Source organism: Deltaproteobacteria bacterium (assembly GCA_040223695.1).
Classification (GTDB): Bacteria; Desulfobacterota_D; UBA1144; order Nemesobacterales; family UBA2774; genus JAVKFU01.
This window is the reverse complement of sequence record JAVKFU010000020.1, coordinates 130,966-156,480: the sequence shown is the minus strand read 5'-3', so window position 1 is coordinate 156,480 and position 25,515 is coordinate 130,966. Positions and strand designations below refer to the sequence as shown.

23 protein-coding genes and 1 pseudogene are annotated in these 25,515 nt (G+C 46.0%); 12 read left to right on the top strand and 12 right to left on the bottom strand.

The window, feature by feature from the left end; genetic code table 11:
- Nucleotide 1 precedes the first annotated feature (1 nt).
- Nucleotides 2-778, bottom strand: coding sequence for an ABC transporter permease (locus tag RIG61_13795; protein ID MEQ9620229.1), 777 nt, complete (start codon nt 776-778; stop codon nt 2-4).
- 829 nt (nt 779-1,607) lie between these two features.
- On the opposite strand from RIG61_13795, the gene RIG61_13790 reads away from it, so the two are divergent.
- Both RIG61_13790 and RIG61_13785 read left to right on the top strand, forming a co-directional pair.
- Nucleotides 1,608-2,747 (top strand): FIST N-terminal domain-containing protein, encoded by a 1,140-nt coding sequence (locus RIG61_13790; protein MEQ9620228.1) that lies wholly within the window; start codon nt 1,608-1,610, stop codon nt 2,745-2,747.
- 8 nt (nt 2,748-2,755) lie between these two features.
- The gene (locus RIG61_13785; protein ID MEQ9620227.1) at nt 2,756-3,841 is read left to right on the top strand and encodes a HAMP domain-containing sensor histidine kinase; all 1,086 of its coding nucleotides are present in this window, start codon (nt 2,756-2,758) and stop codon (nt 3,839-3,841) included.
- A gap of 91 nt (nt 3,842-3,932) precedes the next feature.
- Here the strand turns inward: RIG61_13785 and RIG61_13780 are convergent.
- Nucleotides 3,933-4,053 (bottom strand): annotated as a pseudogene (locus RIG61_13780) (IS3 family transposase).
- A 448-nt stretch (nt 4,054-4,501) separates the two neighbouring features.
- Here RIG61_13780 and RIG61_13775 point away from each other — a divergent pair.
- Nucleotides 4,502-5,563, top strand: coding sequence for a sugar transferase (locus tag RIG61_13775; protein ID MEQ9620226.1), 1,062 nt, complete (start codon nt 4,502-4,504; stop codon nt 5,561-5,563).
- A gap of 42 nt (nt 5,564-5,605) precedes the next feature.
- On the opposite strand, the gene RIG61_13770 is transcribed toward RIG61_13775, so the two are convergent.
- The 7 genes from RIG61_13770 to RIG61_13740 form a co-directional block, all read right to left on the bottom strand.
- Nucleotides 5,606-6,733 carry an O-antigen ligase family protein gene (locus RIG61_13770; GenBank protein ID MEQ9620225.1) on the bottom strand — a complete coding sequence of 376 codons (1,128 nt, stop codon included), beginning with the start codon at nt 6,731-6,733 and terminating at the stop codon, nt 5,606-5,608.
- Between the two features lie 286 nt (nt 6,734-7,019).
- Entirely contained in the window at nt 7,020-8,246 is a 1,227-nt protein-coding gene (locus RIG61_13765; GenBank protein ID MEQ9620224.1) for a tetratricopeptide repeat protein, read from the bottom strand.
- A 105-nt stretch (nt 8,247-8,351) separates the two neighbouring features.
- Complete coding sequence (locus tag RIG61_13760; protein MEQ9620223.1) at nt 8,352-10,715, bottom strand: polysaccharide biosynthesis tyrosine autokinase; 2,364 nt, start codon at nt 10,713-10,715, stop codon at nt 8,352-8,354.
- A 29-nt stretch (nt 10,716-10,744) separates the two neighbouring features.
- Complete coding sequence (locus tag RIG61_13755) at nt 10,745-11,737, bottom strand: SLBB domain-containing protein (GenBank protein MEQ9620222.1); 993 nt, start codon at nt 11,735-11,737, stop codon at nt 10,745-10,747.
- 107 nt (nt 11,738-11,844) lie between these two features.
- Entirely contained in the window at nt 11,845-12,603 is a 759-nt protein-coding gene (locus tag RIG61_13750; GenBank protein ID MEQ9620221.1) for a hypothetical protein, read from the bottom strand.
- 296 nt (nt 12,604-12,899) lie between these two features.
- The gene (locus RIG61_13745) at nt 12,900-14,186 is read right to left on the bottom strand and encodes a DUF2384 domain-containing protein (protein MEQ9620220.1); all 1,287 of its coding nucleotides are present in this window, start codon (nt 14,184-14,186) and stop codon (nt 12,900-12,902) included.
- A gap of 89 nt (nt 14,187-14,275) precedes the next feature.
- Nucleotides 14,276-14,731 (bottom strand): SRPBCC family protein, encoded by a 456-nt coding sequence (locus RIG61_13740; GenBank protein ID MEQ9620219.1) that lies wholly within the window; start codon nt 14,729-14,731, stop codon nt 14,276-14,278.
- 202 nt (nt 14,732-14,933) lie between these two features.
- On the opposite strand from RIG61_13740, the gene hisD reads away from it, so the two are divergent.
- Nucleotides 14,934-16,226: a histidinol dehydrogenase gene (gene hisD, locus RIG61_13735; GenBank protein ID MEQ9620218.1), complete on the top strand. Its 1,293-nt coding sequence runs from the start codon at nt 14,934-14,936 to the stop codon at nt 16,224-16,226.
- A 47-nt stretch (nt 16,227-16,273) separates the two neighbouring features.
- Nucleotides 16,274-17,395, top strand: coding sequence for a histidinol-phosphate transaminase (hisC, locus tag RIG61_13730; GenBank protein MEQ9620217.1), 1,122 nt, complete (start codon nt 16,274-16,276; stop codon nt 17,393-17,395).
- Here the strand turns inward: hisC and lnt are convergent.
- The 3 genes from lnt to RIG61_13715 all read right to left on the bottom strand — a co-directional run bounded on the left by lnt (nt 17,372) and on the right by RIG61_13715 (nt 19,963).
- A complete protein-coding gene (lnt, locus tag RIG61_13725) occupies nt 17,372-18,934 on the bottom strand; it encodes an apolipoprotein N-acyltransferase (protein MEQ9620216.1) in 1,563 nt (520 codons plus the stop codon). The two genes, hisC and lnt, sit on opposite strands and share 24 nt — an antisense overlap.
- Before the next feature lie 72 nt (nt 18,935-19,006).
- Nucleotides 19,007-19,810 (bottom strand): prolipoprotein diacylglyceryl transferase, encoded by an 804-nt coding sequence (lgt, locus tag RIG61_13720; GenBank protein ID MEQ9620215.1) that lies wholly within the window; start codon nt 19,808-19,810, stop codon nt 19,007-19,009.
- Nucleotides 19,811-19,963 carry a hypothetical protein gene (locus RIG61_13715; GenBank protein ID MEQ9620214.1) on the bottom strand — a complete coding sequence of 51 codons (153 nt, stop codon included), beginning with the start codon at nt 19,961-19,963 and terminating at the stop codon, nt 19,811-19,813.
- 150 nt (nt 19,964-20,113) lie between these two features.
- Here RIG61_13715 and RIG61_13710 point away from each other — a divergent pair, with 150 nt between their 5' ends.
- The 7 genes from RIG61_13710 to RIG61_13680 all read left to right on the top strand — a co-directional run bounded on the left by RIG61_13710 (nt 20,114) and on the right by RIG61_13680 (nt 25,503).
- Nucleotides 20,114-20,713, top strand: coding sequence for an HNH endonuclease (locus tag RIG61_13710; protein MEQ9620213.1), 600 nt, complete (start codon nt 20,114-20,116; stop codon nt 20,711-20,713).
- 128 nt (nt 20,714-20,841) lie between these two features.
- On the top strand, nt 20,842-22,101 hold the full coding sequence (locus RIG61_13705) for a hypothetical protein (protein MEQ9620212.1): 1,260 nt from the start codon (nt 20,842-20,844) through the stop codon (nt 22,099-22,101).
- Nucleotides 22,102-22,178: 77 nt separating this feature from the next.
- Nucleotides 22,179-22,721, top strand: a complete 543-nt coding sequence (gene thpR / locus RIG61_13700) for an RNA 2',3'-cyclic phosphodiesterase (protein ID MEQ9620211.1) — start codon at nt 22,179-22,181, stop codon at nt 22,719-22,721.
- 25 nt (nt 22,722-22,746) lie between these two features.
- Nucleotides 22,747-23,334, top strand: a complete 588-nt coding sequence (locus RIG61_13695) for a hypothetical protein (protein ID MEQ9620210.1) — start codon at nt 22,747-22,749, stop codon at nt 23,332-23,334.
- 54 nt (nt 23,335-23,388) lie between these two features.
- Complete coding sequence (locus RIG61_13690; GenBank protein MEQ9620209.1) at nt 23,389-23,988, top strand: TetR/AcrR family transcriptional regulator; 600 nt, start codon at nt 23,389-23,391, stop codon at nt 23,986-23,988.
- Nucleotides 23,989-24,076: 88 nt separating this feature from the next.
- Nucleotides 24,077-24,721 (top strand): glutathione S-transferase family protein, encoded by a 645-nt coding sequence (locus RIG61_13685; GenBank protein MEQ9620208.1) that lies wholly within the window; start codon nt 24,077-24,079, stop codon nt 24,719-24,721.
- Between the two features lie 140 nt (nt 24,722-24,861).
- On the top strand, nt 24,862-25,503 hold the full coding sequence (locus RIG61_13680) for a DUF2461 domain-containing protein (protein ID MEQ9620207.1): 642 nt from the start codon (nt 24,862-24,864) through the stop codon (nt 25,501-25,503).
- Nucleotides 25,504-25,515: the final 12 nt, after the last annotated feature.

Genomic DNA, 25,515 nt, shown 5'->3' with positions numbered 1-25,515 from the left:
TTTAAACCACATCCGCAAACGTTTTTTCCATGTGTCTGAAATAGATCAGACCGCCAACGAGCAGCAATATAACGATAATTACCGATATTATTAACAAGGGGCCTGTTTCGCTTGATTTTCCCAGCAGTGCCCAGCGGAAACCCTCAACCACTCCCGCCATCGGATTGAGTCCGTAGATAAAATGCCATTTTTCGGGAACCAGGCTGCTCGGGTACGCGATGGGCGTGATGAAGAGCCAGAATTGCGTCAGGAAAGGAATTGTGTACCGTACATCCCTGTATTGCACATTCAGGGCGGACAGCCAGAGGCTCACCGCAAAAGACGTCGCAATCGCCAGTAATATGAAGAGAGGCAGCATCAATACTCCGTACGTGGGTGTTATCCCATAGTAAAACATCATTCCTATCAACACTAGAAACGCTAAAAAGAAATCTACCAGTCCGCCGACTACCGAGGATAAAGGCATGATCAATCGCGGAAAGTAGACTTTTGTTATCAGATTACTGTTGTTTACGAGACTGTTGCTTGAATTTGTCAGAGCGTTGGCAAAGAGCTGCCATGGCAAAAGTCCGGCAAACGAAAATATAGGGTAGGGTATTCCGTCTGAGGGAACCTTCGCGAGATTGCCGAAGAATATCGTAAATACCACCATGGTTAAAAAGGGTTGGAGAATCGCCCAAGCTACCCCAAGCGCAGTTTGTTTGTACCGCACTTTGAGGTCGCGCCATACTAAAAAATAAATCAGTTCATGGTATTCCCAGAGCTCCCCCAGCCTCAAAGATATGCCGGTTTGAGCCTCTCTTACAGCAAAGGGCTTTCTCTGTTCTGAATCTGATTTGTTGTCGGAATTTTCTATTGACTCTGCGTCAGTTGAATTATTAATTCGTGGATCTCCCGCGTATTACCTAACAACTATTAAGACATGTTCAAAAATTTAGTGCTAACAGGGTATTAGTCAACTATTCTCTTATAATTATAATACTAAATGCCGTTATATAAAGTCTTTTGAGTTTCTTTATTGAGAGAGCGCGGGGCTGATCGTACAGCGCTCTCCTTTAACGGTCTGGTAGGAATGAGATATTAAAATCTTATATAAAAACTAAATGAAGTGGGAGTATTGAACGAGATAGACGCATCCAAATCAAGGTCTGTATTCGGCAGAACCGTATCAGACTCGCGCGGCGAATACGTAAGGCAAATACAGTTAGAGTGTTAATTGCCCGGATTATCCAGTAGCCTGTTTGAGATAGATGGGGACAGTACTTCAAACGAAGCGACTGGAGAGATTAGGAAAGAAAACAATATAACGGTAAGTAAGCGTACTGTTCCACTTGAGTCCGTATAGCCTTTCGGGGTAAAACAACTGTCCCAACGACAAAAATTGTCACTATCTATTCATAATTAAACATCAGTAATTATCTGAAATATTAAAATCACAATAATGATAGATACTTAGTTTCACTGGATGAATGGCATAAAAATTGCAATTACTATGGACACATAGCATTACTTTGAAGCGTGCAGGTTTTTAATTATTTTATAAGGGCTTTGTATAATTTCTTTTTCAGCTACGCTTAGGAGCAATATGCAAATATGGGGACAAGAAAATGCGAGTTGAACAAGCCAGATGGACTGAAGGAAAAAAATGGGAGCCGGTACCGCCCGGAGAGTTAGGCCATTCCGCGCAACTGGTTCTTTTATTCGGAAGCACTTCATTGCTTAAAGATAAAAAAAATGTTGATCTTGTGAGGGAGACTTATCCCGATTCCCATATCTTCGGATGTTCAACAGCCGGAGAGATTTTCGGCACAGAGGTATCGGACAATTCCCTTGTGATGACTGCTTTAAATTTTAAAGATTCGACATTTGACGGAACCTGCATCAGGCTAAGTAAAACAAAGGACAGTTTTCAAGCGGGCGAATGTTTAGGCAGGTCTCTTAAAAAAGAAGGACTGGTTCACGTACTCGTATTATCCGAAGGCGTAAAAGTTAACGGAAGTGAACTTGTAAGGGGAATCTCGAAACACATACCCGAGGGGGTGTCGATAACGGGGGGTCTGTCGGGAGACGGGTTGAATTTTAAGGAGACAGTTGTCGTGTGGGACGGTAAAGCTGAAAGTAATACGATTGCGGTTCTGGGACTATACGGGAGCGGTCTAAAAGTAGGTTTCGGTTCTCTGGGCGGCTGGGATCCGTTCGGCCCGGAGAGGTTAATCACGAAATCAAACGGAAACATCCTGTATGAGGTGGATAATAAATCGGCATTGGAGCTTTATAAAAGATATTTGGGAGACCACGCTGAAGGTCTCCCGTCGAGCGCATTACTCTTTCCGTTAGAAGTGCGAAGTAAGGATAGTGAGATAGGGGTTGTTCGCACAATACTCGGTATAAGTGAAACTGACGATAGCATGACGTTTGCGGGTGATGTGCCTGAAGGTACGTATGCGCGTTTGATGAAGGCAAATTTCGACAGGCTTATAGGCGGCGCGTCCACGGCGGCTCAGACAAGTTATGAGTCAGTAGGATCTGTGACGCCTGACCTGGCTCTTTTGATAAGCTGCGTCGGGAGGAAAATGGTTCTTAAGCAAAGGATAGATGAAGAGGTAGAGGGAGTGCGTAACGTACTCGGAGAAAACACCGTGCTCTCCGGATTTTATTCTTACGGCGAAATATCGCCGCTTAATTCTTCCTGCAAGTGTGAGTTACATAATCAAACCATGACAATTACTACACTATCGGAGAGATAAAAAAATAAATGCTTAAACTGTTTGAACGTCAGATAAAAAAACACTTCGGCGATTCGGCCTCAATTCCGGAGGATTTGAGAGTATTTGTTGAAACGGTTAGAGAAACCTATCGCCAGGCTGATGAAGACCGTAAAATGCTGGAGCGTTCACTCGAGCTAAGCTCAAAGGAATTAATCGAGATTAACGAAAATTTGGAAGATCTGGTTAAAGAACGAACTCTCGAATTAACGAGAGCTAATCAATCCCTGAAAAGAGAGATCCAAGAGCGAATCAGGACGGAAAAATCACTTTCTAATAAAAACAGAGAATTAAAAGAGAAAAAAGAGCATTTAAAACAAACAACCCAAATGCTGATTCAATCGGAGAAGATGAGCGCGATTGGAATTATGGTTGCTGGTGTCGCTCATGAATTAAACAATCCGCTAACGGCAATTATTAACTTTATAGAAATGAGTCTTAAAGTAACTTCTGAAGATGACAAAAGACATAAATATCTTCAAATTGCTGAAGAAGCAACAAGTCGTTGCATCAGTATAATAGAAAATCTTCTGATTTTTTCCTATAACGGGAATCAAACTAATGAGCTTCGAAGAGTATGTTGCTCCGAGATTCTGGACAAGGTTCTGGAGTTAATTAACTTTCGTATTGTGAAACACAACATAAACATTATAGAGCAAATAGATGATGACAAATTGGAAATCTGGATTAAGCCCACACATATCATGCAAGTATTTTCAAACCTGCTGTCAAATGCGATAGACGCGCTGGAGAGGAGCGATGGAAAAGACGTCAAAATTTATATAAAGCACAAGGGTGACAACATCGAAATCACGTTTGAGGATAACGGTGACGGTATACCGAAAGAAAAAATAGATAAAATATTTGACCCATTTTTCACTACTAAACCTGTGGGTAAGGGAACGGGCCTCGGACTATCAATCTCAAAGCATATAATAAACGAGCATAATGGTGAGATTATTTGTGAGAGTGAAGTAGGAGTAGGAACGAAGTTTATAATCACACTGCCCGCGGACCAGGATAAATCACTACAAATAAACAACGCCAGCCATAGCTCCTTAAGCCATAACTTCTAAAAGTAAGCTTCATCTCAAACTTAGTATCAAATAGAGTGAGAAAATCCGGTTTTTTCGGGTGCTCAGGTATGACCGAGCACTTCAGGCAACATATCTCCTTATTCAAAGACAGATCAGCCACAAGCTCCTTCAAGCTGTTTGAGACCGTTTGTCTCAGAGGACATGATACCTGCATATTTTTTCATCCACCGGTAATAGCTCTGCTCCACAATTTCGGTATATCTTACTCGGCATGTCGAAAAATGAACGTGGTTTGCTAATATAGAACTCGCTTCGCTGTTTAATTCGGATCAATTTTTCGGGGAGAGGACCGCATCGGGCTTTTTTATTGTTAGTATTCTAACAAAAAGTGTCGATAATTCTTCTCCGCAAGTACAAATCTTGTATACGAATTTTGGTTGTATAGTATAATATGTTATAAAATAAGTGGGTTAGGGTGATATACCTTATTGGCATAATTATTGCATTATAATTGACATGAGGTTCATTAATCCGGACTTCCTCTGTAAACGTATGTATTAATGACGGGGCTTCTAACCGTTTTATTGGTAAGATATTTCGGGAACGAGGCGCAGGGAAGGTTTTCCGGAGTTTACAGAGTTGATGTTGAGTGTAGGAAGGCCGGTAGAGTAAAATAAACCGAGTTGCGTGAAATAAACAATGGATGATAACTATAGTCAGGCAGAAGTTGATTTAAACCCTGTAAAAGGCCCTTTTTTAAAAAGACCTTTTGACTTCTTGCTGTCTTTACTGGGTTTGATTATTTCTTTGCCGATATGGGTTGCGGTTGCAATCGCAATTTACCTTGAAGACGGAAGGCCGATTATTTTCGCACAGACGAGATTAGGCGAGGGCAGTAAAAAATTCAAAATCTATAAGTTCCGATCCATGATAAAGGACGCGGAAGTAAACACGGGTCCTGTATGGGCCTACAAAAAAGACTACAGAATAACCAGGGTAGGGAGCTTTCTAAGAAAAACAAAGCTGGATGAGTTACCCCAGCTATTCAATATTTTAGCCGGTCAAATGAGTTTTGTCGGTCCGCGCGCAGAAAGGCCCGAGCTTTTCGATGAAATAAGTAAAGTAATACCGGGATTTGAGAACAGGCTGCGAGTTAAACCCGGATTGACCGGTATAGCTCAGGTCTACGGACACTACAATACACATCCGAAAAATAAGCTTCGCTACGACATACTCTATATTTGCAATCAAAGTTTTTTGCTGGATCTGAAACTCATAATTGCTTCATTCTGGTTCACTTTCACATTTAGTTGGGAAGGCGAGGAAAAGAGGATAGATAAACTAATAGGACAGGTGATTTTGGAAGCGGGAGTAATAAGCGAAGAACAGCTTAGGGAAGCACTTCTGTATCAGGAAAAATGGGGCGGCAAAATCGGGGAGATATTGATTGAAAAGGGTTATATCACGAAAGAAAAGCTGAAGGATTTCCTGAACATGCAGGTTACAGTGAATTCAAGCGCTAACTGGTTTAGCAATAACTATCAAAAATCCAATTTTATTGGTGAGATAATGCTGGCCGCAAATGTGATTACTAATGAACAGCTGGAAAAAGCTTTAGAGTACCAAAAGGGGAAAGGCGGCAAAATCGGGAAGATTTTGATCAATATGGGTTACATTTCAGAATCGGGTTTGAGAGATTGTCTCTACAGACAGGCGGAGGCGAGAACAAGAGCTGACGATAAGAAATTCGTTAGAGCTTGAGTTATAACTTCACCGTGCATCCATAGAGTGTTGCGGTCTGACTTAGGCGGAGTGGGTCTTCCCTTTCTTAAGCCGGATTAGTAAGCTGCTTGATAGCCCCAGGAGAAAAATAAAGTAGTAAGTATTCGACGGAATCTGGAAATTAAATTCCGTTATAGAGTGAATCAGCAATCCGAACATCCCGCTTATACATCCCAAAAATAGATAAAACCTAAGCGGATCCCTGTTAGGAGATAATTCTGTCAGGCTGCTAATTGCGACTTTATAAAATGCTATAATCGCCCAAAATATGAGTATAAGACCGATAAAGCCTGTTTCGACGGCAAATTCAATATAGTCATTGTGGGCGTGCTCATAAACGCGCGGCCAATAAGCCTCATTTTTGTACATCGTATAAGCTAAACTGAAATTTCCCAGGCCGGTACCGAAGACCGGAAAGTCTTTTATAAGATTGACGCTGTCTTTCCAGATATACGTACGTTTTGGTAAATCTTTCTCGGAGGCTGAAAATTTTTCAATTACGGGATCCAGCCCGATCCATAGAGAATACACTACAATTACTAGGAAGAAGAGTCCCAGCAGCCATTTTACAGACACGGTTTTTTTATTCCGGTTAATAACTACGTAGAAGAAAAGTATAGAGGCGACAAGGGAGAGAATTGCTCCTCGGGATTGAGAAAGTATCAGGCTTAGAGCCATTAGAGAAGTTGCAAAAAGAAGAGTTGGCTGAGAAGAAATGTGAATTTTAAATTTCTTTTCCCAACGGCTCCGGGGATTCCCCTGTTTAGCGCCGAGATTAAGAATGTATCCTAAAAACAATGGAATAATAACAATAAGAAGTGAAGCGAAATGATTGGGGTTTATATAGGTTCCTGACGCCGGCACCTCTGTGCCGCTTGCGATATATTGGAGAAGCCCTATGACGGACTCCGTAATCGCGACTGTGAAAATAATCCAAAAGAATCTTTTAATTTGATCCGTGGAGCGTATGTAGTCCGCAACTACAACGAAAAAGGCTGCATACGACAGGTATAAAAGAAGCTTCTCTCGTGTTACGAATGGATAGAGACTTATTGTATTGGAGAGATTGGTGTCGCTTCCGTATATATGTTTTAAGGCTTCGACTTTTGTCTGCCAAAGCACTGATGTGTGGGGTGAGATTATGTTCAATATAAAGTTCGGCAGTGGTACGGTTTGAAATATTATTAATAGAAAAAAAATCCCCATTGGAATGTATATTGGAGATTGCACCAACCTTATTCGGCGGTTTAATATTTTGCCTGTTAGCCACGCGCCGAATGTCATAAACGATACTATTTCAAAAAAGGACACGGACCATATTTCAACATTGCCGTACGGTAACGGAGAAATTAAAATTAGTCCTATTCCCAGGCTTATGACTAATGGTATCAGTTTTTCTCTAATCAAAGGCATCTGCTAAAATGTTTGGAGCCAGCTATAGCTCTTTTTCCAATACTACCTTGTCGATCCACACGGTTCCTGAAATTTTATTATCAATTTTATTGCTTTTTTCCCGCCTAAGCCGCACTACGACCGAACTACAGCCTCGAGGGGTTTCAAATGACAGGTTCACCCATCTGAAATCGGAAGTACCCCTGAGATGTTCCGACTCCGAGGATAAGTCCTTGCCGTTTAGACAATAGACCTGCCAGAAAAGCCCGTTGCCTGTCGATATATACTCGGTTTTCATTAACGAGCTCAGTTTATATTTACTATTCTCTTCTACGGGTACGACCTGGCTTAAATGCCTGAAATCGACATTGTGCTCACCGTCGAACTCTATTTTAATCAGATTATCTTTTGCGTTTTTAGTACCCTGTGTTATCTTCGACCCGTCCACACTCCTTATTCTCCAGTCAAAGCCACCGTCCAGAATTTTATTTTCGAAGTCCCCGTTCCAGATTCCGCTCCAGTTCCCCAACCTGCCGGTCCATGCCTCTTTTGCAGCCGGTAACTCGTTTTCGGAAATTAAAAAACCGACATATCGGAGAAATAAGCTTTCGGGTATCTCCCCCCCTGTGCTCGATAGTTTTCCCCAAGCCTCAGCGGCCTCACTTACCCTTTTCGTGCCAATTAGGAAATGCACATACTGGGGAAGAACTTTGTCGGGAATTATATTCAGTATCTCTTCGCCGTTTCTCAGAGTCTGCCAGAGGACGGTAAAAGCCTTTGTCCGCCTTTGCGGGTCATTTGCGATGACCGGCCGCAGGTTGTCGAGGAGGAGTTCTTTCCCCCCGAGCTCCGAGGCCAGCATACCGGCACCCCACCTGAGCGATACAACTCCCGGAGAGAGCCGGGTTGCCTGCTCAAGAGCGAAGACCGCCTCATCCCTCCTGCCTTCCTTTCCGAGGAATCGCGCTAGGAAGAACCAGTAATTATAATTAAACGGGTTAAGCCTGAGAGCTTTCTTGTATAGCGAGTAGGCCTTCTCACGCGGCGCTGTAAAATCATATATATCGTAATACTGACCGAGGAGGAAATAGAGATCCGCATTTTCCTCCTCGATGGAGATGGCTTTTTTCAGGCCCCCGGGAGGGGGGTCGCTCGCATATTCGTATGAGATCCAGCTTTTTGCCGAGTTCCATACCAATACAAAGGTGATTGCTATTGTCAGGAGGAGTGCCGTATAGCGGGACAGCCTGGAATCTAAATTGAGTATCATTTAGCAAATGGTATAACAAAATCGAATGTTATATAATACACAAAAAGTTGACTGAAAATAATGAATTCCCTGAAAGCGGGGCTTCACATTAAAATTTTACGAGGATTATCCGGATGTGCCAGGATGGTTGTCCTCATCGGATTTTGCTGTAGTAAGTTTTTTCTGCTCCTCGCCGTCCCCGTAATAATAGTTGTAGGATTGATAATAATAGCTTTTTTGATTCAACTCGATTCCGTTCACTATTACTCCGAGGAAATTGGCCTTAAGGTTCCACAACCTGTCTATAAGCTCTCTAATCGAATTTCGGGGTGTCTTCCCGGCCCTTACAACCACAGCCACGCCGTCCACGATATTTGAAATTATATGAGCATCGACAAACCCGAGAGCAGGGGGACCGTCAACTATTATATAGTCGTATTCTTCTTTTAATTCATCCATCAGATTTCTCATAATATCCGAACCCAGAAGCTCTGCGGGGTTAATAGGCACGGGCCCCACGGGTAACACGAATAGATTGGCTGTCTCGCCGTGGGAAATAACATCCGCCAGATTCGCATTGCCGGTTAAATAACTGCTTAATCCGTTACCGTTGTTTCCGAGCACGGTTCCGATCCTCGGACGACGCAGGTCGGCTTCGAGCAGCAGAACCTTGCTTCCGGCCTGAGCGAAAGAAGAAGCGAGATTTATCGACACGGTGGTTTTTCCCTCTGCCGGGAAGCAGCTGGTAATCAGAATAGTACGTGGGGGCTTTCCGGGAACCGAGAGCAGAAGAGAAGTCCTTATTGTCCTGAATGCCTCGGCAATGTGAGATCTGGGGTCGAGCAGGAACGATTTCTCGACAGGCGAGGCGAGACTATCCGCCTCTTTGGATTCAAAGACGCCCCCCAGAACGGGGTATTTTAACTTGTCACGCACATCTTCGGCTGTTTTTATCGTATTATCAAAGTATTCCATAAAGAATGCCAGGAATACGCCTCCGCCCAGGCCTATTATGCAGGCAAACAGCAAGTTCAGCGTTACGTTCGGCTTGTATGGGAAGAGGGGTACCGCCGCATAGTCCACAATCTGAATATTGCTCGCTTTAATTGCCGATGAAACTTCTGTTTCCTTTAGTCTCTGCAGCAGTGTGTTGTATATGGTTTCGTTTGAATCCACCTCACGCTGGAGGATGTTGTACTGAATTGATTTATCATTAAGCGCCGAAGCGAGCGTCTTTTGCTTTTCGTAGCTTTCCCTGAGTGTTTCCTCTTTTTTCATGGCGGCTTCATAGTCGGATTTTATTGAAGCGGCGATGCTATTTTCCGCCTCGTCTATCTTTTTTTGCAGCTCCCCGACCCTGGCCCCCATTTCCTTTACTTTCGGATATCCCGCTTTGAAAGTAGCGCTTAACTGACTGTATTCGGATTTAGCCCTGGCGTGTTCGGATTTAAGGTCCTGGATATAGGAATCGTTCAAAACCATAGGAAGTGATTCAATATTGCCGTTCAGTACATGCTTGTAGAGGGATTCTTTTTCCAATCTTTGCGTTTCCGACTTCGCCAGCGCGTCGTTGAGCTCGGAGAATGTATGATACGTAATATTCATTTTTTCATCGAGTGAAACTATGTCATTGCTTTTAGCGAATTCATTGAGTTTTTCTTCGGATGTCTCAAGATTGATCTGGGCTTGTTCGATCTGCTTCCTTAAAAAATCCCTGCCCTTTTTGGTTGCATCCAGTTTCCTGTTGAGAAGCCACTCGATAAACGAGTCCGCCAACGTGTTTACTGCGTCCGCCGCGAGCCTTCGGTCATGAGATTCATAACTTACATCCACCAGGCGCGAATTGCCTACGGGGGATATTTCAAGACCCCCTACGAACGCCCTGGCAAGATTGTTCTCCTTGTTCTTTCTCTGGAATTCTTCGTCAAATTCAGTATCGTCGGTATCAGAAGGCCTGACTATCAGGTTCTTTACACCGCTTATGGAATTGCCGATTAGATTCGTGAATCCCGATGTGATGCGCGACAATATGCTCGGATTCTTTTTTTCCGAGTTAAATTCAGGATGCTCCTGCAGATTGAGCTTTTCTACTACCTTTTTTGCAAGGGAGTTACTCTTGAGAAGCAGATATTGTGTTTCATAGAATTCTGCTGATTCGGTCTCGAGCTCGACAACCTGATCGAAATTCACAACTTTGGGGTTTTCGAGAGATATTTCTAATTTTGCCGTCGCTTTATAGACGGGCTCGGATAAGAGTGTTCCTATCAGGGTTGTAAATAAAACTATGACGAAAAAAGTAATTATTATTTTTTTGCGTCTTAAGACTACATCGAGGTATCTGCGGATACTTGATTCGTCATCTATGGGGTACGCGTTTAATATTTCGGGCGCCTGCGGATAATAGCCCTTTAAGGATCTCTTCTCGTTTTCCGGAACCAGATCCCTTCCATTATTCTCTCCATTGATATTATCTTTGCCGTTATTTTCCATGTTTATAATTTCTTTTACGTGTCCTGTATTTACTGTACCCCTACGCTGAACGGCGGGAAGAATAACCCCAGTTTTATAGCATCAAAGAAGCTCTTTATCGTATTTTTTCCGACAACGACGACATCCTGATCTTCTAATATTATATCTGCTGCCGCACCTTCTTTTATCTGTTTTACATCTACAGGGGTCACAATTACCTGGCCGTCCTCATTCCTTATTAATCTTACGTCCGAGGCTTCGGCCGTATTATCGAGACCGCCGGCCGCAGTGATAGCCTGGCTTATCGTCATGTCTTCTGCCAGAGGGAACGTTCCGGGTTCCTTAACAGCTCCGTCAACGTATATAACGCCCGCCTCGGGAACATAAACAACGTCACCCATATGGATGGGCACATTTAAGCTTGTATTTCCTTCATCAAGGAGCTCGTCCAGATCTATTTGTACTGATTTCTCTTCTCCGCCACTGTTCTTTCGGGTGACGTAAGCGATCTCGCTTGCCTCAGGGCTCAACCCCCCCGCCAGAGCAAGGGCATCGAGAATATTCCCCTTTCCCAGAAGCTCGTAAGTGCCCGGATTCTTTACGCTGCCTATTACCGCAACTCTCTGGCTTCTATATTCCTTAACTGAAACTGTGACGTGGGGATCGTGCATATACTTTTGCGTTAATTCCTCTTGGATTCTTTCCTCCGCCTCCTGTGAGGTAAGACCGCCTATTTCCACTTTTCCAAGAAGGGGGAAGGATATATTATTACGACTGCTCACCCTGGCCTGGGTGGCGAGATCCGGGGCTTCGAGCACCTGAATATCCAAAAGGTCCCCCGGGCCGATCAGATAATCATCCGAAACATTCGTGCTGAACGTCTCTTCAATCAGCTTCCTGTTTAGCTCTTCATTTTCCTTGTTTACTGTCCTCTGGGCTTGCGGTAAGGTATAGGTACCGCTGGACTTAGACCCGCCCCCGCATGAAACGTACAGGAAAAAGCTCGCCAATAAAGCAAATATAATAAACCTGGGATTGATCATAAAATTACAGACCCCTTCTTCACTATCCTATAATTATACAGCCTATATATGCAAGTTGTATAACTTTTATAGTCCGGTATAGCGATTTTATCGCGGATTTGCAGTAATTATTCGGCAGACCTTATAACTTCACTCGCAGTTCCGTCGTTATCGTTACCCGTAGTGGCTCCTATTATAGCGCCGGTAACAGCCGCTGCACCGACAGCAGCAGGTATTAGAAGAGGCGCCGCGGCAGGAGTACAGCATCCGGATTTATTTTCGAAAGCCTCATAAGGGTTTTGCTGCTGGGGATTGGATGCCGCGTCTCCCGGCTCCAGTGTTTGACTCGTTGCCGCCGTTTTGAAGTCAGAGTAACCGTCCAGCTGGAGTGCGTAAGTTATGCTATCGGTAACGTTAGTTCTTCCATCCACAAATTCTGGCATGCCGGCCGGAACCGCGCTCGCGTTTGCGGGTATTGTATCAGCATCAGGCGTATCGACCAGATAACCGCCTTGCGGGTTGAAACAGTAACAAACCTCACCCTCGTCCCCCTGGGTAAGTAATAGCCCCGTAAAGCCTTCTCCGATTGATTGAACCTTGAATACTGATTCGGGTTCTATGACATATTTCCCGCCCTTGACTATTAATGTTGCCCGACCGTTGTCCAGCGTATTTATGATCATGTCGGGGTAAATGGGATAACTTTCGTCTTTCAGCGTCAGTTCGCTTCCGTCAACCAGCGTTATTTTTACCTCGTCTGAAATTTTCATGTCCCCAAGCGAGACCTGTGCGTCAAGCGAAGTTTGCGCATGAGCTGTAACTATTGGCTGATAACTAATTGAAATCGCTAAAATAAATACAATCGTTATATTCACTATTTTATTCATTACAAGTTCTCCCTTCTTATTGATTGTATTTAATATTATAGGGATGGGTAAATATACAGTCAAGCGGACTTAAGTAGGTCTTTTTATATCACTATAGTATGTAAAAATGCATGGAAGCTAATACTTTAGTATGAACACTGTTACGGTATTTTGTCTAGTCCATATGATTTGCTCTTCTTAATTACAGATAGTTAGATTTTTTTGAACGCCATAAAGGAAATCCATAATGCGTCTTAAATACCCGTTCGCATGCTTATCGAAAACTTTTCACGGAAGGCCGGAGTCGAGTCGGGTTTTTACTTTAAATTCAAATTCTTCCTTATCTTGTCGAGGTTATAGTAGGGTTCACCGCGTTTTTTCGCACTGTCGTATATTGCTTCGAGCTCGCTCAGCACATTTATGAGATTCTTTCTCCCCTCGGTCGATTTAGCGGCTTCTCTCGGCGTCTTTCCTTTAAGCGCAGGGTTGGGCTGATCAATCCATCTTGTGTAGTAGTCGTCAAGGGTTTCATCCACTTCTTTTTTATTCCTGGCTCCGGGGGGCATTTTACTCAGGCGGTCCTTTTTATCCTTGTTCTTACTGATAAATGCCTCGGATTCTTTTTTTGTGTCGTTCAAATGCCGAACCAGTCCCTTTAGTTCCTTCTCGATTTTGTTTTTGGCTTTCTCGAGCATGCTTGTTGAATAGCACTCGATTCGCAATCTGTCATTCTCAATCTCCAGAGTTGCCGATATGTCGTTCCGCCCTTTCTTTTCCCAGCTAAATAGCTTGATGTCTTCTTCCTTCCCGATTATCTCATGCAGAGACTTGATTTTCCCTAATCTTCTCAAGACCTCCTGATTGTCTTTGACGGCGTATAATCCCGAAGCAAGTACGAATTCGTCCCCTTCGGGCGTAACGAATTGGGGACGGTTTACCAAATCCTCGAGGTAATGGCCTATCTGAAATCCCCAGTCCTTTATATATTGCTCTTTTGTTCTGGCGTTGCCGAATGATTTTCTGTACTCCTTGAACTCATTGTTGAAGAAATCAATTATTATGTTTTTAAACGTGGACGGGTACACGGAAATCACCGCTGAAAAATAGAAGCGATTTCGCGTGCTCAGTGGCCTTGCTCCTATAATGTCCGAGCGTTTTACCTTTGTAGAGGACGCGGAATCCATGACTGTAAAGACCTCTTTCGTAAACAAGTCTCTTATCTTGCAGCTTTCGCCCTCTACGACTTCTTCGATTTCGAAGAAGCTGTACAAATTTTGGAGCCAGTCCCTGACTATGGATTCTTCGGTTTCCGAAAGGCTTTCCCGCTCCTTTTTGTAGTATCTTTCTATTACTCTCTCCTGCGTGTCGAGAAGCTTGAAATCATACAGGAACCAGTCGAAAAATTTTTCGAATGTGAGATCGTCAACCTGATCTTCCGTCACTTCCTCGGGAAGAAAATCCGGGTCATCCCTCCATATATAAAAGGCTTCCCCTAATTGTGACTGTATTTCAGGCCGCTCGGAATATTCGACAAGCTTGGTCCTGATATCCCTTTCGGCCTGCTCGTATTTATATTGATTTATGTCCACAACCGAATCGTTCATAATAGAAAATTATATTTTCCCGGCTTCCCGTGTCAATTCCGATACTTGCCGGTTTAGTTTTGGAAGCGATCTGGAAACAGTTTTTCGGATTAGCAGAATTTCTTTTTCAGGTACTGTTTCCTGAATTCAAATATCTCGTTTAACTGCCGTTTAATAAAGAGCTCATGCGCTATCCTGCCCAGGGAACCCAGGGGGAGGGCGTAGTGTATAAGGTCCCTAACTTCCACGCCGCCTGAAGTCTCGCGGAACAAATGCTCGTGATGCCACATCCTGTAGGGACCGAAACGCTGCTCGTCCACGAACAGATTTGGTCTCTCCATATGAGTTATCTCGGTTACCCAATTGACCGGTATATTCATAAACGGGGTAACCGTATACGTCACGATCATCCCCGGATATATCTTCTCCGGTAGCTCGGATTTTATGGCGAAGCCGAGCCAGGGGGGCGTAATAAGCCGAAGGTTCCCCGGATTCGAAAAAAAATCCCATGCCTCGTTAATAGTGATGGGAATTACCTGTTCTCTCTTCAGTTTGTATATCTTCATTATTCCTAGCCCGGGGGCGTATAGAGGGCGTATAGTAGTAATATTTTTAACTCTTTTTCCCGTTCGGGTCAGCTTAGTGTACCGGATACGGCGAAAAATGGTGAGAAAACACTGAGGACGGCAGAGCTTCAACAGTCGCTGTTCCGCCGGGGAGCACTTTACTTTAGATTGTCATCTTTCCTATGTATAATCCTCTTTCATTATGAAGATTGTCGAAATAAAAAAAGGGAATCTCGAAAGGCAAATCAGGGATCTGAGGAGGGGTTCTTCATTAAGCGACCCCGGCCTCGAATCATCCGCCAGAGATATTGTAGAGGATGTAAGGAAAAACGGGGACGAGGCTCTATTCAGATACTCGAGGAAATTCGACAGGGTAAAGCTCACTAAGAAAACGGTTATAGTTTCCGCGAAGGAAATGGAAAAAGCCGGGTCACTGGTACCGGGGAAGTTGAGAAGAGACCTGCTGAGAGCCGCAAAGAGGGTAAGGGAGTTCCACAAGAAGAAGCTTCCGGAGGGCGGCACCTTTAAGGACGATCTGGGCAATGAGCTCGGATGGGTCATACGCCCCATCGACCGGGCCGGTCTCTATGTGCCCGGAGGAAAGGCGGCTTATCCGTCAACGGTGCTTATGACGGCGATCCCCGCCAGGGTCGCGGGTGTGAGGGAGCTTGTTCTGGTGACTCCTTGTCCGGGGGGTGAAATCAATCCGGCCGTCCTCGTTGCCGCGGAGATAGCCGGCGTGGATACGATCTACAAGATAGGCGGGGCGCAGGCGATCTCGGCCCTCGCATACGGAACCGAGTCCGTGCCTAAAGTGGATAAGATAGTGGGTCCGGGGAATATATACGTTACGATTGCCAAGAAGCTCGTATTCGGCGAGGTGGACATAGATATGATTGCGGGGCCGAGCGAGGTGCTTATTGTTTCAGACGGGAGCGCGCCCGCAAGCTGGGTTGCGGCCGACCTTCTGGCCCAGGCGGAGCATGATGAGATGGCGGTGCCGATCCTTGTGACCGTTTCAAAAAAACACGCCCGTGAAGTGGAAAAAGAGGTGGCAAAACAGCTGAGAAATCTAAAAAGGAAGGATATTGCCGGAGAATCCGTAAGGAGCCGGGGGAGGATTTTCGTCGTAAGCACACTTGATAATGCTGTGGATGTCGCTAATGCCGTGGCGCCAGAGCACCTGGAGTTATGTGTAAGGAGTCCGAAAAAGCTCCTTAAGAGTATCAGGCACGCGGGGGCAATTTTTCTGGGCTCCATGTCAACCGAAGCGTTCGGAGACTACATTGCCGGGCCGAGCCATGTTCTGCCTACAGGGGGAGCGGCCAGGTTCTCGTCCCCTCTGAGCGTTTATGATTTTCTCAGGATGCCCAGCGTTATTTCGATCTCGAAAAAGGGTTTTAAAGAACTGTCAGGCTCGGTCATGAACCTGGCTTACAGCGAGGAACTGGAGGCTCACGCTCTATCGGTCGGTGTAAGGGTAAAGAGCGGGTAACTCCTCCTTAGTCCGAATACGGCGCATTCTTTTTTTTGAGATTCATGATGAACCAATCTAATAAAATGAAGCCCGAAACCGAGCGAAAATCCCAAAATAAAGAGAAAAATCTCGTGGAATCGAGAGTAAAGCCCGGGATAAGGAGTCTGTCCGCCTACTCCGTGCCGTCTGTCGCGGCGAGCGTGAGGCTCGACGGAAACGAGAGTCCTTTTTCTCTCCCGCCCGAAGTCAGTGAAAAAGTCACGGCGGCTGTAAAAAACATTGACGTGAACAGATATCCCGATCCCGAAGCGAATGTGTTGAGGGAGAAGATCTCGGAGGTAAGCAATTTCCCCCAAGAGGGCATACTTTTAGGTAACGGCTCGGACGAGCTTATAGGGATGCTCATAACTACCTTTTCGGGCGGCACGGGAAGAGTGCTTTATCCGGTCCCGACATTCTCGATGTACGGTATAAGCGGTCTTGCTCTAGGCGCTGAGCCGCTCGAAGTCGATCTTGACGGCGGCTTCGATATCGACATCGAGAGAACGACGGAACTGATTGAGCAACAGGACCCCGACCTGATATTCCTCGCCTCTCCGAATAACCCGACGGGCAACGTGTTTTCAGCGGACAGGATAAAGGAAATAATCCGCGTGTCACGCGGTATAGTGGTTGTGGACGAGGCTTACTCAGATTTCAGCGGGTACACGTTTTTACCGATGATAGAAGAGCATGAGAATCTCGTGATACTGAGGACACTGTCCAAGGTGGGGTTTGCTGGCCTGAGGCTCGGCATCCTCTACGGGAGGGATGGTCTCGTCCATGAAATTAATAAAGTCAGGTATCCGTACAACATAAATTCCCTGAGCCAGGGGGTAGCCGAAGTCGTACTCGGTAACCACGAATTCGTATCGGAGAACATTCAGCTCATAATAAGGGAGAGGCAGAGGGTATTCCGTACCTTGGCGGATATGCAGGGGATTGAGCCGTACAGGAGCGACGCCAATTTTATTCTTTTTAAGGCCGCAACAGCCGACTCTGTATTCGAGGGATTGATCGAAAGGGATATTCTGATAAGAAACTTCAATAAACCCGGAAGGCTTGAGAACTGTTTGCGAGTCACTATAGGAACACCCGAGGAAAACGACAGGTTCCTCGACGCGTTAAGAGAGATTCTTTCCTCTTAATTTTCCGATTACGGCAAATCCTATCCAGAACACGAGGCACGCTACGGGGAAAATATCCCCTGCTTTTGTATAAAGTGTGGTCTCTCCGTCCATAAGGCCGACTTCTCCTTCAAGGTTCGTCCGGACGAATATGTCGGTTTTTTCGACTACCCTGCCTACGGGGTCTATAATGGCGCTTATGCCGGTATTCGTGGATCTGAGCAGATACCTTCTGGTTTCGACAGACCTGGGTATAGACACTAACAGGTGCTGGTAGGGAGCTATCGTTTTGCCGAACCAGGCGTCGTTCGTGATATTTATTATAAGGTTGGCGCCCTTGGCCACGAATTTCCTGCTGAAAGAAGGGATTATGTCCTCGTAGCAGATTATGGGCGCGATCCTCGCGTTCTTTTCTTCTATTTCAAAGAGGTTGAATTCGTCCCCCGGCGTGAAATCCCCCGAGGCCGGGCTTATATTCTTGAGCGCCGGGACGTACTTTGTAAACGGCAGGTATTCGCCGAAAAGGAGGAGCTCCATTTTATGGTATCTTCCCAGTATCAAACCCTTTGAGTCGGTCAGGAAGGCGGTGTTGTACTTTGTTAGGTTCTCGTCTGTTATTATCTCCGCTTCAGGGTCTTTGGGTTCAAAGGACATGCCCCCTACAATGAAGTATTTGCCTTCAATGTCGGGCACTCCCATCTCGTCCCTTACGATAAGCAGGTCGGAGCCGTTTGAGAACCAGGCCTGAATAGCGGTCTCGGGCCAAATGATGAGGTCGCTCGATTGAAGCTCCCGTGACATCTCCTTGTGCCTTTGTGTGACAATCTCCTCCTGGCTCTCCGTCTTGGCCAGAAAATCGAAGTTTGCCTGCACCATGCCTATTTTGAGCTTGGGCGCCCGGGCCATTTCCGCTTCGACCTTGTCTATTTTGTAGATACCGTAAAAGAGCGTAGATGCGATGAGAACAAGGGATAACGCTATCTCTCTTACGGGTAGAGGGGTTTTTTCATAATACCTCTTAAAGACTCTCATGATTGTCACATTCACGACAACTATTATGAAGCTCAGGGTGTAGACGCCCTGCAGGTCGAAAATCTGAATAAGGTGTATGTAGTCCGCCTGGGAATTGGCAATCCCGTAAGGGAAGAGAAACGGGAATACGTATTCGATAGATGTCCATACCGCCGCTACGAGCAGGACGGAAAGAACCCCCGGGCTTTTTAGGAACCCGAGCCTCGTTACTATGTAGGAGAATATCGCGTACGCCAGACCCGAATAGGCGCTCAATATAATTATGAATACTACGCTTACGGGAATGGGAAATCCCCCGAACCTGGCTAGAGTGCCGATAAGCCAGTAGGTCCCGATGAAATTCGAGACTGTTCCTGCGATCAGGCCGAGCTTGAAGGCGTCGAACGCGCCCTTTTTCTCGATTGCAAGGAAAAGGGGGATGAGCAGCACCCACGAGAGTATTCCAGAATACGGGACCATGAACGTCAGAGGGTATAAAACACCTGTGAGCGCGGAGAGAATCAGGTCGTTCCTGTCGATTTTATTCATGGTGCATAAAAGATACCCAAGCGGTTTTGTATGGAAAGGAATTTATTTGCTGATAATTAAGGGCCTTACGAGTTACGCCTTTTTCTTCTTGCCGAATTTTTTCGGACGCTCTGGTTCAGGCACTTTCTCCGCCGTGGAATGTAAGGAATACAGTTTGAACGCTCCAATCAATATGATCACAAGGGCCATAACCTGAGCAACGGAAAGCCCGGGGATAGGGCTCGGTGTTGTATTCCTTATAAACTCTATGAAAAACCTCTCAAGTCCCGCAAGGATAAGATATATGGAAAAAAGCCATCCGGCGGGTTTTACTTTCTTGCGTATTTTCCATATATACACGAATACGATCGACATTATTATGATTTCGTACAGCTGAGTCGGGTGTACGGTATCGGTTGTCGGGGGCAGCCCTTCGGGAAAAGACATTGCCCAGGGGAGATTTGAAGGAACTCCGTAGTCGTCACCGACGAGTAAGCATCCGACCCTGCCGATGGCGTAGGCAATCGCCAGGGCGGGCGCGGCCAGGTCTCCCACCACCCACATGCTGAGTTTCCCTCTGTAAGCTATTATCCAGACGAGAAGTATCGCGCCGAAAAAGCCTCCGTAATAGGTGAGACCCCCTCTGGAAAGCAGATTTTCCAAGGGGTGCCTCAGGAGCTCGGAGACAGGGACATTTTCGAATAAATAAAGAAGCTTGGCTCCTACTATGCCGCCTATCATTGCGGCCAGGAACATATTGCTTACGAGCTTGTCTTGAAGGCCTTTTCTTTTCCCCTCGACGGAGACTATCCAGTACCCGACCAGAAAGCAGAGCGCTATCATCAGTCCGAATGAAGAGATAGTGAAATTGCCGATTTTTATTATTTCCGGATACATTTATGTGTCTTTTGAGTCGGTCCTGAGATTTTCTACTCTTGTTTTGATGTCTTTCCTTAGCTTTTGGGTTCTCGTAACCAGGTACAGGATAAAAACGAACAACAGGGCGCAAAGCGCAATCTGTATTATAAGGGCTGTGAAGAGTGTATTCATTTTATTTGACAACTAATAATTTGAACGGAAGTTGATATAAGTCAAGTAATTTGTTTCCCCCCGTGAGTGCATTCAAGGTTTTTCTTAACGCAGTCTTAACGCTTATTTTCTTGAAATAATCACTAAAAATAGGTAGATTCACTATACTAAATGCTGACTTCACCTGTATTGGTCCTTAATCGATATTTTGTCCCGGTCACCATCACAAGCGTGAAAAGGGCGTTTGTGATGATGTACAGCGGGGTGGCAAAAGCTGTAGGCAGCGATTACGAGACATTCGATTTCGAATCCTGGGCCGATATCTCCGAAATGAGGGCTGAAGAGGATGTAGTCAGGACCGTAAGCGCCGTAATTAAAACCCCTCGCGTGATACTGCTGGTCAGGTACGAGGGTTTTATAAGAAAAGAGGCGAAATTTAACCGAATCAACATATTCAGAAGAGACGGCGGAATGTGCCAGTACTGCCTTAAAAAGTTCTCCCGCTCGGAGCTTACAATAGACCACGTCGTGCCCCGCTCGCAGGGCGGAAAAAGCATATGGGATAATGTCGTATGCTGCTGTGTCGACTGTAACCGGAGGAAAGGCGGCCGCACGCCTTTACAGGCGAGAATGAAGCTCAGAAGAAAGCCCAAGAAACCCCTGTGGGACCCGTTTTCGAATATATACATCAAGGCTGTACGGTACAAGGAGTGGGAGCCGTTCCTGAATTACGTGGATATCTCTTACTGGAACGTGGAACTGGAACAATAAGCGGTTACCGCCTGTTTCTCGTATAAAAATGTTTTTTGGTGGCTTTTCGTTTGCTCATAGGCTAAATTTATTCTCGATAGCTGTTATGTTAACAAATTACTTTATGCAGACTGCTGCGGAGGGCTAATATGGTTTCCAGAATACTAATCTTCATGATTTCCGCTTTTTTTACGATCACGGCGGCGGCTTACTCTCAAATCCAGCTCCCAGACGTCACAGGCCCGATAATTCAGCAGATCCCCATTTTCGTCCCGAATCTCACAAGCGTGGGACCCGGCGATCCCAAGGGGCAGGAATTCGCGGACGTATTGAGAAATGACCTTGAGAACGCCGCGCTTTTTGAGGTAAGCGCAGGCGGAGAGGTGATCGGGGATATAAACAATATAAGCTTCCAGACGTTTTTCGACGCGGGCGCGGACTACCTCGTTGCGGGGCAGTATCAGTCAAGCGGGGGAAAGATAAAATTCGCCGTCCAGCTCTATAACGTGAGAGAAGAGAGGCCTATCCTGGGGAGATCGTACGAGGCTACACCGGGAAAGATCAGAGAGGCGGCCCACAGATTCGCCGACCTGGTGATGAAACAGATAACGGGGAACGATGGGTTCTTCACGTCGCGGCTGGCTTTCGTATCCGGAGGCTCCAGAAACAGGAATCTGTTCATAATGGATTATGACGGATTTAATATAAAGCAGCTGACGAAACACGGCTCCCTGATTATGTCTCCCCATTGCTCTCCTAACGGAAACGAGATCGTGTTTAACTCCGACAAGGTGTGGGATCAGGATTTATACCTTATCAGTCTCAGTCCCAGCGTATCGGAACGCAGGCTGACCCGTGCGTTCAAGCTCGAGCAGAGCGCCGAGTGGTCTCCGAGCGGAAAACAGCTCGCCTTCAGCGCGAACGGCGATATATACGTGTCGGGCTCAAACGGCCAGGGGGCAGTTAACCTGACGAGGAGCAATTCCATAGATGTCTCGCCGACGTGGTCGCCCGACGGAGGCAGAATAGCCTTCGTGTCGGACAGAGGCGGCTCCCCGGCAATATACGTGATGAGCTCAAGCGGCGGCGGCGTGAGGAAGATCAGCTCCGGAGGATACAGCACCGACCCTTCGTGGTCCCCGAGTCCTCAGGTTAACAAGATAGCGTTCGTGAAGCTCGACGGGGGAGGGGCCAACATATTCACTGTAAGTCCCGACGGGTCCGAAGAGAAAAGGCTCACCGCCGCGGGTAGAAACGAGAACCCGTCCTGGTCACCCGACGGTCATTATATTGCGTTCAGCTCCACGAGAAGCGCGGCCAAGGATATCTACATTATGTACCTGAACGGGGAGAATCAGAGACGACTCAGCCAGGGGGGAGGTAAATCCTTTCCCACATGGTGTAAGTAGCAGCACACAGCGGATGATTCTCCAATTCTGAAAAAAAGCTTATTCCGAAGCAATACTGACGGTGCGATACATTGAGGGTGTTCGTTGCAGCCTTACTGCCTGAAGAAATTAAAGAACTCATAAACGAATATTTAGGGGCTCTAAAACCCGCGTGCGAAGGGGTCAAGTGGGAGAGACGCGAAAAGCTCCACGTGACACTCAAATTTCTGGGTGATGTGGACGAGTTACAGACAGGCCTGGTAACTGCGGCGATAGATAAACTTCTTCCCGCTTTCTCTCCGTTCGAAACGAATGTAACAACGCTCGGCGGCTTCCCCAACCTTCGAAATCCCCGTATTTTGTATGTCGGTTTATCCGAAAACCGGGAGCTTGAGGCGTTTCACGAAAAGATAGAGCGGGAGCTTGGCTCTCTCGGTTTCGTAAGTGAGCGCCGCAAATTTACCCCCCATGTAACAGTCGGGAGGATTAAGAGCAGGTTAAAGTTGAAAAATCCCCTCGCGATGCCAGAGAGAACTTCCTTTGAAATTGATAAAATAGGGGTTATGAAGAGTGAGCTAGGAAAAGAGGGGTCTGTTTATACACCGCTCAGTTTATTCAATCTGGGGAATAAAAATTCATAATTTCACTTTTTGACTGTAGAGAAATATGACATATAAAGTGGTCTCTCTTAGTGCTGTCTGGTTCTTGATCTCATTCATAGCAGGGGCTCTGGGCTTTACTGCCTCATTAGTGCCCCCCGCCCCGCAGATTATTCTTTTCGGCCTGGTTGTCATTTTATTTCTGCTCTTCTTATTGTCCCCTGGCTTCAAGTCCTGGTGTCTGACGGTTGACGTAAGAGTCCTGGTTTTGATCCACGTTACACGTTTTATAGGGATTTACTTTCTTATACTTTACTCCGAGGGCAAGCTGCCGTATAATTTCGCCGTACCCGGAGGATGGGGTGACATCATTGTCGCCGCTCTGGCTCTGATAGTCGTTCTGTTTATTCCGCCAAAGGGCGGGGCAGGAAGCGGGGTTTATTTTCTTTGGAATTTGATAGGGTTCATAGATATTTTATATGTCATTTCCACCGCTGCCACCCTTGCGATATCCGATCCTGTGTCAATGAGTAGGTTAGTGAAGCTTCCACTGAGTCTACTGCCGACTTTTCTGGTGCCGATAATCATCTTTACACATATAGTGGTCTTCATCAGGCTATATAGAATCAGGGGACGGGATCAAAGAACCATCTGAAAAATCGTATAACCGTTTATTTGATAAGATTGAACCGATTAGTACAATATTATTATGAATGTTTTATCGGAAAGGGGCGGCAGGACCCGGGCGCGGATAGTTGAAGCCGCAAGAGAGCTGTTTCACAGTAACGGCGTCCGCGCTACAAGCATAGATCAGATTCTGGAGGCCTCCGGTACCGGCAAGAGCCAGTTCTATCATTACTTCGGGAGCAAAGAGGATATTGTTCACGAGGTCCTTCGTTTCTATCTTGAAATTATTCAAAGCGGCAGAGCGCCTGTGAATGTGAATATAGAGAGCTGGAATGACCTTGAGAGGTTCTTTTACGATCACATAGACGGAATCAGGGTGTTCGACTGCCGGAGGTCCTGTCCGATAGGGTCGATCGGAAACGAGCTTGCCTCCGATAATGAGGATATACGCCGCGACGTAAAGCTGGTCTTTGATTACATGAGGGATAAGATCGCTTTGTTCTTCGAGAACATGAAAGCGGAGGGGGAGATTAAAAAAACATCCGACCCGGAGTCCATGGCGGATTTCTGCATAGCGACAGTACAGGGCGCTTTATTGCTCGCCAAGGTTAACCGGGATTCAAACGCGGCTGAGAATGCCGTCGCCCACGCAGTACAATACCTGAAATCATATTCCGAATAATTTTTTGGAGCCTTGACTTACATGTACTGATTAGTACAATTAGTTTTGTACTGCGTGGTACAATGCTGTTTTAAAGGAGGCTGCGGTAATGCTTAAAATCTACGGGAGTGTCGTATCGGTTCCTACGAATAAGGTCAGGTTCGCGGCAAACAAGCTCGGCCTCGATTATGAATTCATCATGGTTAATCTGGCAGAAGGGGAGCACATGACGGAGCGGTTTTTAAAGCTTAATCCCGTGGGAAAGGTCCCGGTAATTGACGACGGGGGATTTACGCTTTTTGAAAGCAATGCTATATCGAAATATCTTTCGGAAAAAAACCGTTCTTCTCTATACCCGCAGGACCTGCGGTTAAGGGCGAATATAGACAAGTGGATTGATTTTACTTCTCTCCATGTCGCTACAGCCCTTACACGTGTATTTTTCAACCGTGTCCTGGCTCCTTTTGTAAATGTCGAGGTGGACGAGAGATCGATCAGTGACGGTCTCGTTTTTCTCGAGCGTTTCCTGCCGGTAGTGGATAATCAGTTAAAGGAGAATAGATTTTTGGCGGGGGAAGGTCTCACGCTCGCTGATTTGAATCTCCTGGCTGCCCTTGACCCGGCCGAGGCAGCTCAGGTGGATTTGTCTCCTTATCCCGATTTGTCTCGCTGGCGTGAAGGTTTGCGGCAGGAAGAATTTTACACGAGATGCCATAGCAGTTTCGAGGAAGCCCTTCAGTCTCTCGGTAATTAGCGCGTATAAAACACCTGCGGGGGTATCGAAAGTACTCAATTATCGCATTAAAGATTCCGGCTTAGAGAGGATCGCTGAATGACGAACGAAAGCAAATTCGGGGGATTTACCAAGGAAACATTTGAATTCCTAAGTGACCTATAGAGCGCAATAATACAAAAGATTGGTTTCAGGGGCACCGGGACGTCTTTGAAGAGCACGTAATCGGACCCGCTCAGGAGTTTGTAGTGGAAATGGGAGAGCGTCTTAGAGCCATTTCCCCCGGGATTGTCGCCATACCGAAGACGGATAAATCGATATTCCGAATTTACAGAGATACGAGATTCGCCGCTGACAAGACCCCTTATAAGACTCACATAGGCATCCTTTTCTGGGAGGGCGGGAGAAAAAAGCTCGAAAACTCGGGTTACTATCTTCAGCTTAATAAATCGTCGATTTTTATGGGCGCGGGTATGCACTGTTTCCCCAGGGACATGATAAAGTCCTACAGGGACTCGGTTACGAACGATAAAAGAGGGGGGCAATTGAGCCGGGCCGTAGCATCGATAACAGGGAACAACTCTTACAAAGTCGGAGGCAGGCATTACAAGAGAGTGCCCGCAGGCTACGACACCCGGCATCCGAGAGCTGATTTACTGCGTCATAACGGACTCTACGCCTATCGCGAAAGTCCCATTCCGGAGGAGATATACTCACCGGATTTCATCGATTACTGCTTTGACGTATTCAGGGATATGTCCCCGATACATTTCTGGCTTCTTAATTTGAGAGATGGCGAATAATAGTCATACGAG

Coding starts and splice junctions, on each gene's coding strand:
- RIG61_13790 (MEQ9620228.1), top strand. CDS start 1,608: ATGCGAGTTGAACAAGCCAGATGGACTGAAGGAAAAAAATGGGAGCCG.
- RIG61_13785 (MEQ9620227.1), top strand. CDS start 2,756: ATGCTTAAACTGTTTGAACGTCAGATAAAAAAACACTTCGGCGATTCG.
- RIG61_13775 (MEQ9620226.1), top strand. CDS start 4,502: ATGGATGATAACTATAGTCAGGCAGAAGTTGATTTAAACCCTGTAAAA.
- RIG61_13765 (MEQ9620224.1), bottom strand. CDS start 8,246: ATGATACTCAATTTAGATTCCAGGCTGTCCCGCTATACGGCACTCCTC.
- RIG61_13760 (MEQ9620223.1), bottom strand. CDS start 10,715: ATGGAAAATAACGGCAAAGATAATATCAATGGAGAGAATAATGGAAGG.
- RIG61_13755 (MEQ9620222.1), bottom strand. CDS start 11,737: ATGATCAATCCCAGGTTTATTATATTTGCTTTATTGGCGAGCTTTTTC.
- RIG61_13750 (MEQ9620221.1), bottom strand. CDS start 12,603: ATGAATAAAATAGTGAATATAACGATTGTATTTATTTTAGCGATTTCA.
- RIG61_13745 (MEQ9620220.1), bottom strand. CDS start 14,186: ATGAACGATTCGGTTGTGGACATAAATCAATATAAATACGAGCAGGCC.
- RIG61_13740 (MEQ9620219.1), bottom strand. CDS start 14,731: ATGAAGATATACAAACTGAAGAGAGAACAGGTAATTCCCATCACTATT.
- hisD (MEQ9620218.1), top strand. CDS start 14,934: ATGAAGATTGTCGAAATAAAAAAAGGGAATCTCGAAAGGCAAATCAGG.
- hisC (MEQ9620217.1), top strand. CDS start 16,274: ATGAACCAATCTAATAAAATGAAGCCCGAAACCGAGCGAAAATCCCAA.
- lnt (MEQ9620216.1), bottom strand. CDS start 18,934: ATGAATAAAATCGACAGGAACGACCTGATTCTCTCCGCGCTCACAGGT.
- lgt (MEQ9620215.1), bottom strand. CDS start 19,810: ATGTATCCGGAAATAATAAAAATCGGCAATTTCACTATCTCTTCATTC.
- RIG61_13715 (MEQ9620214.1), bottom strand. CDS start 19,963: ATGAATACACTCTTCACAGCCCTTATAATACAGATTGCGCTTTGCGCC.
- RIG61_13710 (MEQ9620213.1), top strand. CDS start 20,114: ATGCTGACTTCACCTGTATTGGTCCTTAATCGATATTTTGTCCCGGTC.
- RIG61_13705 (MEQ9620212.1), top strand. CDS start 20,842: ATGGTTTCCAGAATACTAATCTTCATGATTTCCGCTTTTTTTACGATC.
- RIG61_13695 (MEQ9620210.1), top strand. CDS start 22,747: ATGACATATAAAGTGGTCTCTCTTAGTGCTGTCTGGTTCTTGATCTCA.
- RIG61_13690 (MEQ9620209.1), top strand. CDS start 23,389: ATGAATGTTTTATCGGAAAGGGGCGGCAGGACCCGGGCGCGGATAGTT.
- RIG61_13685 (MEQ9620208.1), top strand. CDS start 24,077: ATGCTTAAAATCTACGGGAGTGTCGTATCGGTTCCTACGAATAAGGTC.